At 64.9% G+C, this 11,266-nt stretch carries 8 protein-coding genes; 5 read left to right on the top strand and 3 right to left on the bottom strand.

The window, feature by feature from the left end; all coding sequences use genetic code 11:
* The first annotated feature begins 31 nt into the window (after positions 1-31).
* The 4 genes from ACFJI2_RS03000 to ACFJI2_RS02985 all read left to right on the top strand — a co-directional run bounded on the left by ACFJI2_RS03000 (position 32) and on the right by ACFJI2_RS02985 (position 5,194).
* Positions 32-1,342: an MFS transporter gene (locus ACFJI2_RS03000; RefSeq protein WP_377703690.1), complete on the top strand. Its 1,311-nt coding sequence runs from the start codon at positions 32-34 to the stop codon at positions 1,340-1,342.
* Between the two features lie 4 nt (positions 1,343-1,346).
* A complete protein-coding gene (locus ACFJI2_RS02995) occupies positions 1,347-2,477 on the top strand; it encodes an ABC transporter ATP-binding protein (RefSeq protein ID WP_377703689.1) in 1,131 nt (376 codons plus the stop codon).
* A 94-nt stretch (positions 2,478-2,571) separates the two neighbouring features.
* Entirely contained in the window at positions 2,572-3,882 is a 1,311-nt protein-coding gene (locus ACFJI2_RS02990; protein ID WP_107877924.1) for a tetratricopeptide repeat protein, read from the top strand.
* A gap of 67 nt (positions 3,883-3,949) precedes the next feature.
* Complete coding sequence (locus tag ACFJI2_RS02985) at positions 3,950-5,194, top strand: hypothetical protein (RefSeq protein ID WP_377703688.1); 1,245 nt, start codon at positions 3,950-3,952, stop codon at positions 5,192-5,194.
* On the opposite strand, the gene ACFJI2_RS02980 is transcribed toward ACFJI2_RS02985, so the two are convergent.
* The 3 genes from ACFJI2_RS02980 to ACFJI2_RS02970 form a co-directional block, all read right to left on the bottom strand.
* A complete protein-coding gene (locus ACFJI2_RS02980) occupies positions 5,191-6,411 on the bottom strand; it encodes an acyltransferase family protein (RefSeq protein ID WP_377703687.1) in 1,221 nt (406 codons plus the stop codon). The genes ACFJI2_RS02985 and ACFJI2_RS02980 overlap by 4 nt on opposite strands.
* Positions 6,408-7,418 carry a glycosyl hydrolase gene (locus ACFJI2_RS02975; protein ID WP_377703686.1) on the bottom strand — a complete coding sequence of 337 codons (1,011 nt, stop codon included), beginning with the start codon at positions 7,416-7,418 and terminating at the stop codon, positions 6,408-6,410. The genes ACFJI2_RS02980 and ACFJI2_RS02975 overlap by 4 nt, the downstream gene beginning before the upstream one ends.
* Before the next feature lie 74 nt (positions 7,419-7,492).
* A complete protein-coding gene (locus ACFJI2_RS02970) occupies positions 7,493-10,138 on the bottom strand; it encodes a TonB-dependent receptor (protein WP_377703685.1) in 2,646 nt (881 codons plus the stop codon).
* A gap of 367 nt (positions 10,139-10,505) precedes the next feature.
* Between ACFJI2_RS02970 and ACFJI2_RS02965 the strand changes: the two genes are divergently transcribed.
* Positions 10,506-11,246 (top strand): GntR family transcriptional regulator, encoded by a 741-nt coding sequence (locus ACFJI2_RS02965; protein WP_377703684.1) that lies wholly within the window; start codon positions 10,506-10,508, stop codon positions 11,244-11,246.
* Positions 11,247-11,266 lie beyond the last annotated feature (20 nt).

Genomic DNA, 11,266 nt, shown 5'->3' with positions numbered 1-11,266 from the left:
GCCGCAAGAACAACAAAGACAGGATGACGCAATGATGGAAAAGACCACCACCCGCAGCCCCATGGCCTGGGTCCCCACGCTGTACTTCGCGCAAGGCCTGCCCTTCTTCGCCGTGGCGCTGATCGCCAGCCTGATGCTCAAGTCCATGGGCGTGCCGAACGACGACATTGCGCACTGGACCGCCTACATCGGCTTTGCCTGGGTCTTCAAGCCGCTGTGGAGTCCTTTCCTGGAACTGGCCGGCAGCAAGAAGGTCATCGTGGTCGGCTTCCAGCTGGCTGGCGGCGCGTGCCTGGGCCTGGTGGCGCTGGCGCTGCAGCTGCCGTTCTGGCTGTCCGCCTGCGTGGCCGTGCTGGCCCTGGTGGCGATCTGCTCGGCCACCCACGACATCGCCTGCGACGGCCTGTACATCGCCAGCCTGAGCGAAAAGCAGCAGGCCGAGTACGCCGGCTGGACCGGCACCTTCTTCAACGCCGGCCGCTTCATTTCACTGGGCGGCCTGGTGATCCTGGCCGGCTACCTCGAGAAGTCGCAGGGCGTGGTGCCCGCCTGGACCATCATCTTCTGCATCCTGGCCGCCACCATGGTGGCGCTCGGCCTGTACCACAGCTGGGCGCTGCCGCCGGCCTGGAACGTGGTCACGCCCGACACCACGGCGGCCGGCATCGCCCGCACGCTGAAGGACGTCATCATCGACTACGTCAACAAGCCGGGCATCTGGGTGTCCATCGTCTTCATCATCCTGTTCCGCGCGGGAGAAGCGCAGATCCAGACCATAGGCCCGCTGTTCCTGCGCGAGGCGCGCAACCTCGGCGGGCTGGGGCTGACCACCTCCGAAGTGGGCGCCGTGTACGGCACCACCGGCACCATCGCCTTCATCATCGGCTCCATCGCCGGCGGCTACTTCACCTCGTGGCTGAGCCTCAAGCGCGCCATCCTGTGGCTGATCCTGGCGGTGAACCTGCCCAACGTGGCGTTCTACTTCCTGTCCACCTACCAGCCTACCGACCTGGCCGTGATCGGCGTGGCGCTGAGCGCGGAGATGTTCGGCTACGGCTTCGGCTTCGTCGGCATCATCCTGTACATGATGCAGGTGGTCGCCCCCGGCAAATACCAGACCGCGCACTACGCCTTCTCCACCGGCGTGATGCAGCTGGGCTTCGTGCTGTTCAAATACGTGAGCGGCAATATCCAGCTGGCGCTCGGCTACCAGAAATTCTTCATCTGGGTGCTGATCTCCGCCATCCCGGTGGCGGTGCTGTCGCAGCTGATTCCGATGACCTCGCGCGCCGCCAGGCCCGACGCGGCGGCGCCCACGCAAGACCCTGTCGCCGCGAGCTAAGCCCATGTCCAGTGTCAGCCTGAAAGGCGTCGTCAAGCATTACGACGCCAAGCATCCCGTGATCCACGGCGTGGACCTCGACATCCGCGACGGCGAATTCGTGGTCTTCGTCGGCCCGTCCGGCTGCGGCAAGTCCACGCTGCTGCGCATGATCGCGGGCCTGGAAAGCATCACCGCCGGCGAGCTGCGCATCGGCGAGCGCCTGGCCAACGACGTGGCGCCGGCCGAGCGCCGCATCGCCATGGTGTTCCAGTCCTATGCGCTGTACCCGCACATGACGGTGTACGAGAACATGGCCTTCGCTCTCAAGCTGGCCGGCCACAAGGCGGCCGAGGTGCGGCAGATGGTGGAGCGCGCCGCTGCCATCCTGCAGCTGACGCCCCTGCTCAAGCGCAAGCCGAAGGAGCTGTCCGGCGGCCAGCGCCAGCGCGTGGCCATCGGCCGCGCCATCGTGCGCAAGCCGGAAGTGTTCCTGTTCGACGAGCCGCTGTCCAACCTGGACGCCAGCCTGCGCGTGCAGATGCGGGTGGAGATCAGCCGACTGCACCAGGATCTGAAGACCACCATGATCTACGTGACGCACGACCAGGTGGAAGCGATGACCTTGGGCGAGCGCATCGTGGTGTTCAACGGCGGCCGCATCGAGCAGGTAGGCACCCCGCTGGACCTGTACCACAACCCCGCCAACCTGTTCGTGGCCGGCTTCCTCGGCTCGCCGAAGATGAACTTCATCCCCGGCGAAGTCATGGCGGCCGGGCCGCACTTCGTGGCGGTGATGGCGGCCGGCGGCGCGGTCGTCGAAGTGGCGGCACAGGGCGGCGAGGCGCAGCGCGGCGACCGCGTGACCATCGGTATCCGCGCCGAGCACACGGGGCTGCGTCCGGCCGCCGTGCTGGAAGACCAGCTCCGGCCGCAGGAAGCCAACCTGCTGGACGCCGCCATCGGCCACGTGGAGAACCTGGGCGACCTGTCCATCGTCTACGCCGCGCTGCCGGGCGTGCCGGACATGGTGGCGGTCAAGCAGGCGGCGGAAAGCCTGCAGCTGGCGCCCGGCAGCGCCGCCCGGCTGCACCTGCCGGCCGAACGTTGCCTGCTATTTAATTCCGATGGTCAAGCTTACGCACGCGCCATGTAACAGCGGTTACAATTCACGCACTTTTGAAACCCGGCGCCCCTCCTGTTTTATGGGAGAATACGCGTTTGTCTTTATTTAGATTGAAGGATTATCCATGTCCAAGTTTCGTTTCGCACGTACCAGCCTGATCGTCGCCGCACTCGGCCTGAATTTCGCACCGGCCCTGGTGGCTGGCGTGCACGCCGCTGAAAAAGCCGCGCCCGCCCCGGAAGCACCGAAGCCTGACACCGTGCGTCCTGAACTCTTCAAATTGATGGACCCGGCCCAGATCAAGGAACTGATGACGGCCAAGAACTACGCCGAAGTCCAGAACCGCATCACCCAGGCCGAAGCGCTGCCGAACCTGACCCCGTACGAAATCTTCGTGCTGAACCGCATGAAGGTATCGCTGGGCTCCGTCACCAACAACAACCCGATGACCATCCAGGGCCTGGAAGCCGTGCTGGCCTCGGGCAAGCTGCCGGCCGCCGACCAGGGCGACTTCATCCAGGCGCTGGGCAACCTGTACTACAACGGCAAGGACTATCCCAAGGCCATCGCCACCTTCAACAAGTACGCCGAAGTGACCGGCGACGCGACCAAGCTGCGTCCCTACGTGCTGCGCGCCTACTACTTCAACAACGACTTCGCCACCGCGAAAGCCGAACTGCTGAAGGACCTGGAAGCCAACACCAAGGCCGGCAAGACGCCGTCGCTGGAAGAGCTGCAACTGCTGGCCAACACCGGCGCCAAGTCCAAGGACACCGCCACCTACCTGATCGCCGTCGAAAAGCTGGTGCAGTTCTACCCGACCGACGACTACTGGATCGACCTGCTGAGCCGCACCCAGGGCAAGGCCACCTACTCCACCCGCTTCGCGCTGGACGTGTACCGCCTGGAGAAGGCCGCCGTGTCGAAGATGTCGCAGGAAGACTACGCCGAGATGGCTGAACTGGCGCTGCTGGCCGGCCAGCCGATCGAAGCCAAGAAAGCCATGGATGCAGGCTACGCAGCCGGCGTGCTGGGCACCGGCGGCAACGCGGACAAGCACAAGAAGATCAAGGCGCAGGCCGACAAGCAGGCAGCCGACGACGTGAAGAACATCGCCAGCGGCGAAGCATCGGCCAAGAAGTCGAAAGACGGCACCGGCCTGGTCAACCTGGGCTACGCCTACGTGACGCTGGAGCAGTTCGACAAGGGCATCGACCTGATTCAGCAAGGTATCGCCAAGGGCGGCCTGAAGAACGCCGACGACGCCAAGCTGCGCCTGGGCTACTCCTACGCCATGGCCGGCAAGAAGGAAGAAGCGATCAAGGTGCTGGAAACCGTGCAAGGCGCCGACGGCCGTGCCGACCTGGCCCGCTACTGGATCCTGTGGGTTAACCGCCCAACGACCTCGGCAGCAGCCGCTTCCGCCGCCAAATAACTTGCTCCACCGCTAAATGGGGTCAGGGTTAATTTTTTAATTAACCCTGACCCCATTTTTTTTGCCTATGCCTCGTCTACTCAGTCTCGACGCGTTCCGCGGCTTCGTCATCCTGGCCATGATCTGGGTGAATTACATCGCCGGGATGCCGCGCATTCCGTACTGGCTGGAGCATTCCAGCGCCACGGCGGACGGCATCACCTTGCCGGACCTGGTGTTCCCTGCTTTCCTGTTCATCGTGGGCATTGCCATTCCGCTGGCGCTGAACCGGGAAGGCGGGCGCTTCAGCGCGGCCCTGGCCGGGCGCCTGCTGTGGCGCGCGGGCAGCCTGATGGCGGCCGGCGTGGTGCTGGCCAACGCTTACCGCTACGACGCCTCCGCCGCCCTGCTGCCACGCGCCGTGTACTTCCTGTTGTTCTACGTGGCCATGATACTGCTGTGGCGCCAGGGCGCGCAGCGCGGCGCCGCCTTCTGGGGCGGGCTGGCGCTGATGCTGTTCCTGATGGCGTCCTTTCGGGGGCAGCTGAACGCGGAGTTCAGCAGCGTTTATCTGCAACACACGTGGTGGGGCATCCTCGGGATGATAGGCTGGGCGTATCTGCTGTGCAGCGTGATCTATGTGGCGGTGGACGGCAAGCCGCCGCTGCTGATGGCGGCACTGGCGCTGCTGATCGTGCTGTACCTGGCGGGCACGGCGGGCGTGCTGCCGCTGCCGCAGGCACTGAATGCGTTCGTCAATGTGCCGCAGGTGCTGGGCTCCACCTCGGCCAATGTGATGGCGGGGACGCTGGTGGGGACGCTGTTCTTGCGCCGCCCGCAAAGCGCCGGGGTGAGCGCCAGCGTGGGCGGTGCCACCGGTGCCGTTCCGGCGGACGGCGCGGAGCTGCCGCCGGCGGCGCTGCACCGCCGCCGCATCGTGCTGATGGCCTGCTTCGCCGTGGCGCTGTTCGGCGCGGGCATGCTGCTGCGTCCCCTGCACGGCATCAACAAGATCCAGGCCACCGAGTCGTACGCGCTGGTGTGTTCGGGGCTGGTGCTGGCGCTGTTCCTGCTGTTCTATGTGCTGATCGACGTGCTGCACTGGCGCGCGTGGAGCGCGCTGCTGATGCCGGCCGGCGCCAACGCGCTGTTTGCCTATATCGCGCCGGACCTGTGGGAGCAGCTGGCGGCGGTGCTGCGTCTGCCGCGCTGGTGGTGGCCATACCTGGAATCGGGCGGCGCCCAGGGATTACTGAACGCCGCCGCGATGACCGTGGCCATGATGGGACTGACGGTGCTGGCCAACCGAGCCGGTCTGCGCCTGAAGTTCTAGACCTTGACGTAGATCCTGCGCCGGTCCATGGCGTAGCCCACCACCCAGCAGGCCAGCATGAAGCTCACGGCGAACAGCAGCGACGCCACTTTGGGTGGCGCCAGCGGCTGGAAGGTATGTGCGTACAGCCAGTCGTAGCCGTTACCCTTGCCCGCCTGCGTCTTCACCAGGATCACCACCGCCAGCTCGGACAGCAGGTAGATGAACAGGGTGTTCTTGCCGAACACTTCGAAGAAGTAGGTCCAGCCGCGCTGCCCGCGCATCTCGGTCGCGTAGATCAGCAGCGGCAGCACCAGCAGGTCCAGGCCTATCGTGTACAGCACGTAGGAGCTGGTCCACAGCTTCTTGTTGATCGGGAAGGCCTGGTCCCAGCACAGCGCCACGCCGATGCATGCCACGCCCGCCATCATCAGCCTCGCCAGCGTTTCGTAGCTCGCGCCCCTGGCCAGTATCAGCCTGCCCGCGAAGTAGCCGGCGATGACGTTCACCGTGGCCGGGATGGTGCCCAGCATGCCTTCCGGGTCGAATGGCAGCCCTTCGCCGTGGTACAGGTGGCGTTCGCCCAGCAGCCACAGGTCGAACTTCGCAGGCGCGTTGCCGGTGAGCGTGTAGTCGCCGCATAGCGCCAGCACCAGCCAGTAGCCGAGCAGCGCCAGCACGCTGTAGGCCAGCGCGCCCTTCTCTTTCCAGAAATGCAGGATCAGCGCGGCCAGGCCGAAGCACAAGGCGATGCGCTGCAATACGCCGGGGATGCGCGTGCCGGACAGCGGGATCAGCCCCCAGTTGCCGGCGCCGTCCACCGCCACGAAGGGGAACCAGAACAGCAGGAAGCCGAGCAGGAAAATGATGGCGCTGCGCTTGCCCACCTTGGCCAGCACGGCGCCGTTGCCCATCCGCGCGTATTTGGGCAGGGCGAAGCAGAGCGCGTTGCCGACCACGAACAGGAAGGTGGGGAAGACCCAGTCGGTGGGCGTGAAGCCGTGCCACTGCGCGTGCAGCAGCGGCGCGAACACGGTGTTCCAGTCGCCCGGCGTGTTCACCACGATCATCAGCGCGACGGTCAGGCCGCGCAGCACGTCCAGCGACAGATAGCGGCTAGCGGATGCTGGCGCTGCGGCGGCGGGCGGGCCTGAGACACGATCGCCGTCGGCAGCATGCGTTTGCGGCGGGGCCGTGGCGACAGGCGGTGCCGTGGCGACTGGTGGCACCGCGCTCACTTGCTGGCTCCCGCCGCTTTGGCGTGCGCGTCCAGCGCGCGCGCGTAGGCGCCGGGCGGCACGCCGGGCATGCCGCTGCAGGCGGCGTCCGCACCTTTCACTTCAGTGCGGCATGGCGTGTCGCGGTCCACCGACCAGAAATGCAGCCCGGCCAGTTTCAGCTTGCGCGCACCGCGCGCCATCGCGTCCATGTCGGCCATGGTGAACACGTTCTCCACCACGTCGTTCACCCCTATCATGGCGGTCAGCTCGATCTGGCTGTACGGCACCTTGTACTTCTCATGCACGTTGCGCACCGCCTGCAGCGCCGACGCGCCCATGTCGCAGCGGCCCTGGCGCACCACGCATGCGTCTTTCGCGGCGGGGCCGTAGTCCATCACCATGATGTTCAGCGCGTAGTCCTTCAGGCCGCTGCGGCGCACCGCGTCCAGCACGGTCTCGGCCATGTCGTTCAGGCTGCGGCGGCTGCCGTCCGACGCGGCATGGGTGGCGACGGTGAAGCTGAAGCGCAGCTGCGGGTGCAGCGCCTGGGCGGACGCGATGCGCCGCACCAGCGATTCCACTTGCTCGCGGGTCTGCCCCGCTTCGATGTCGAAGTCGATGCCGATCAGCTGCGGCGACTCGTAGCGCTTGATAAAGCGCTCCATGCCCTCGTCGCTGCCGCAGGTGAACACGTTGCCCTGTCCGCCGGTGGAGATGATATAGCCCACGCCGGCCGCCGCGAAAGCCGGCACGTTGGCGTCCGCCACCGCCTGCGCCGGCTGGCCGCCCCAGTTCTCGCCACCGCACTCGCCGGTGGCAAAGGCCCAGGTCAGCGCCTGCTTGCTGTGGCCGATGTACGGCAGCCGCTTGCCCTCCGGCGCGACGGTGATGACATTGCTGGCTGCGTCGTTGTGCATCGCCAGGTGCTTGTATGGGCTGTAGACGACGCGCGGCGCCGGCCCGGCCGCCTGGGCCGCCCCAAGGAAAGCGCCCGCCAGCAGCGCCGATTTGATCAGGTAATGCATTCCCGCTCCAATATGAAAAAAGGCAGGGCCTCCGAAGAAACCCTGCCCTGTATTGCGTCAGACTTCAGCCGGCATTACATCTTGCCGCGCACGCCCAGGAAGAACTGCTTGCCGTTCTTGTAGAAGGCGCGCGGCTGGTCCTTGGTGGTGGCGTAGGACTTCAGCAGCGGATCGTTCAGGTCCTTGCCTTCGAACGACAGCGTCAGGTTCTCGGTCAGATTGTAGTTCAGCGCCAGCGACACGGTGCCCACGTCGTCCTGGTAGATCGCGCTGTTGCGGTCCAGGCCATTCAGGAAGGCCGAGCGGAAGCTGTAGTTCAGGCGTGCGCTGAACTTGTCGTTCTCGTAGAACACGCTGGCGTTGTACGAGTTCTTCGAGGTGCCGATCATGCTGCAATCGCCCAGGTCGGCGCAAGCCGATTTAGGCGCCTTGCCGGTTTCCTTGCCGTCCGCGTAGGTGTAGTTCACGCTGGCGCCAAAGCCGTTCCCCAGGTCCTGCGAGTACTGCAGTTCCACGCCCTTCACGCGGGCCTTGGTGTTCAGGGCCGAGCTCATGTTGTAGTTGGTGACCGAGTGCGTGGACTGGTTGAAGAACTGCGCCACCGACGAGCCGAAGGTCACGTAGGAGCCCAGGTGCATGTCGTACACGCTCATCGCGATCAGCGACTTCGGCATGAAGTACCACTCGATGCCCGCATCCACGTTGTTCGAGTAGATCGGCTTCAGGTTGGGATTGCCGCCGGTGCCCGAGAAGGTCAGGTCGTTCAGGCTCAGCGAACCGAGCGCGCCGAAGTCCGGGCGCGCCAGGGTGCGGCTGGCAGCGCCGCGCAGCACGACGTTGTTGGCCAGGTCGGTGCGCAGATTCAGGCTGGGCAGGAAGTCGTTGTAGGTCTTCGACGTGTAGACCGGGTTCCACACCGTGTTCGGAGAACCGTTGGCCACGTTGATCTCGGTCTTCACGAAGCGCACGCCGAAGTTACCGGTGATGGCGCCCACGTTCAGGTCGGCCATCGCGTAGGCGGCATGCGCTTTCTCGGCGATGGTGAACTCGTTCTGGTAGGAGTGGCTGTCGAAGGTCACGTACTTGTCGCCCCACTCCTTCATCGAGTCAGCGGTGAAGGTCCATGGGTTCTGCAGCACGTTGTCCAGCGGGCTGGTTGGGTAGGTCGTCAGGCCGGTAGGACGGTTGGCCAGTTGCGAGCCCGCAGGCGCCACGGTGCCGGCCAGCCAGGTCAGCTGGCGGTCATGCTTGGCGGTGCGCAGGCCCATGCGGATGGTTGGCACCATGTCCCACGGGGTCTTGTAGGTGCCGTCCACCTGGCCGTAGGTTTCCTTGTCCTTGGCGGTGGTGTCCGAGGCCCAGCCGCCGAAGAAGTCGGCGCCGGTGCGCGGGTTGAAGGTGCCGGCGTTGTCCACGGTAACGGTGGCCGGTGCGTCCAGGCCGTGCATGGTCAGGCTGGTGCCCGAGTAGGCCAGCCAGGCCTCGTAGCCGTAGTCGCGCGCATAGCCGGTGCCACGCGTGGTGCCGATCTGGCCGGTGAATTTCAGGTCGTCGTTGACGCGGTATTTCCAGTCCACGTTGACGAACTTCGAGTCGCTGTACGAACCGGGACGGGCGATGATGTCCTGCACCGACGGACCCATGTTGGCGCAGCTGGCGACCGGACAGGTTTTCGGGAAAGTGATTGAGGTGATCTGGTTGCCCGTGATGGTGTACGCCGACGGCACCACACCGCCCACGCCGGACCAGTTGTTCGACAGCGGCTGGTAAGGCGCCAGCATGAAGTTGGCGTTGACGTTGTCCGCGTCCAGGCGGGTGTACAGGCCGCTCACGTCGAAGCTGAAGTCGCTGTTGACTTTCACTTCCACGTCCACCATGCCGCCCTTGCGCTCGCGCTTCTGCTGGAACAGCGAGGAGCCGGTCAGCATGGACAGGTATTTGTTTTCGACTTCAGGATTTTTCGCGATCCAGTCCGGTGCGAAGCCCTTGGTCAGCTTGTCCCACCACAGGAATTCCTGGCCCATGCGGCGCAGCGTGCGCTTCTCGTCGAATACCTGCACCAGCACGCCGAGGTTGTTTTCCTGGTTCTTCCAGTTGGCCAGCGCGCTCACCTGCAGGTCGGTCTTCTTGGCCGCGTCGCCGTAGGCGCCTTCGATGGAACCCATCAGGGTCAGCGGCTTCTTGAAGCTCAGCGGCTTGCGGGTTTCGATGTCCACGTTACCGGCGGCGCCGCCTTCGGTCAGGTTGGCCTGCGAGCTCTTGTGCACGGTCACGCGGCCGATCAGTTCGGACGGGAACATGGAGTAGCTCACCGAGCGGCCGCCGCCGGTGATGTTGGAGATATACCAGTCGCCGCTGGAGACGGTGTGGCCGTTCAGCGTGGTCAGGGTCAGGTTGGACGGCGTGCCTTTCAGGCTGACGCGGTCGTTCTCGCCAAAGCCGCCTTCGGAGCCGCCGGCGGTGGCAACGGACACGCCAGGTACGCGCTGCAGCGAGTCGGCGACGCTCTTGTCCGGCATCTTGCCCACGTCTTCGGCGGTGATCACTTCCACCAGCGAGTCGGCGTTGCGCTTCTGGTTGATCGACTGCGCCAATGCGGCACGCACACCGGTCACGGTCACGACCGCGTCGGGCGTCTTGGATGCATCCTGCGCCATCGCGGCGGTGCTGCTAATCAGGATGGCGACCGCAGTGGCGATCGGTGTCAAATTGCGCTTCATTTACTCCCCCTTGATTGTGGCCTTCGTCGAAGGCCCGTCCGTTTTTAAGTAGATCCTCTTGCAGACCGCCGCGCTCCCCGCAACGCCCTACAGATCCATCTATGCAACCACTAACAAAACCAATTCAACGCCAATATACTCTCATCCAATACCAGAACACTACCAATTTTCGTATTTTTTTCACATGTTGTTTGTACCACACAGACCACTTTGCCAATATTTCACCTTAGTTAGCGCTATCTCCCTCTGGGCGGGCGCCAGCGCAATGCAAACCGCTAGCGTGCCGGTCTTTTTTTGGTATTATCGGATCGCATAAAAGTGCATAAAAGTGCATAAAGAAGTGCATAAAAACTACAGGGGACGAGACATGACATCGCTCGCAGAGATCATGCAGCACCTGGGGCAGACCAGCAGCCAGCCCCTGTACCAGCAGTTGCAGCGCGCGCTGCGCGAAGCGATCGACAAGCGCATCTTCGGGCCGGACGAGGCCCTGCCGGCCGAGCGCCAGCTGGCCAACGACCTGGCCATTTCCCGCATCACGGTGCGTAAGGCCATCGACGGCCTGGTGGACGAAGGCCTGCTGGTGCGGCGCGCCGGCTCGGGCAATTTCATCAACACGCGGATAGAAAAGAACTTCGCCAAGCTGACCTCCTTTTCGGAAGACATGCGGGCGCGCGGACGCATGCCGCGCAGCGTGTGGCTGAAGCGTTCGGAGGGGACGGTGACGCCGGAAGAAGCGCTGCGGCTGCGGCTTAGCCCGGGCGCGCCGGTGTTCCGCTTCAACCGCATCCGCTATGCGGACGAGATACCGATGTGCCTGGAGTACGCCACCATCGTGGCGGGCGCCCTGCCCTCGCTGGAGGCGGTGGACACGTCGATGTACGAGGCGCTGGAACTGGCCGGCAACCGGCCGGTGCGGGCGTTGCAGCGCTTGAGCGCGCTGCTCCTCACCGGCGAGCAGGCCGCGCTGCTGCAGGCCAGGGAAGGCGATGCGGGACTGGCGGTGGAGCGGCTCGGCTTCCTGCGCGACGGGCGCGCGGTGGAATTCTGCCGCTCCTACTTCCGCGGCGATATGTACGACTTCGTGGCCGAATTGAGTACGCCGTGACGCCGGCGGGTTACGCGCTG

The sequence above is a fragment of the Pseudoduganella sp. UC29_71 genome (assembly GCF_042693265.1).
Classification (GTDB): Bacteria; Pseudomonadota; Gammaproteobacteria; order Burkholderiales; family Burkholderiaceae_D; genus Rugamonas.
Note: the sequence above shows the minus strand (reverse complement) of the source record. Positions and strands in the feature narration are given on the sequence as shown.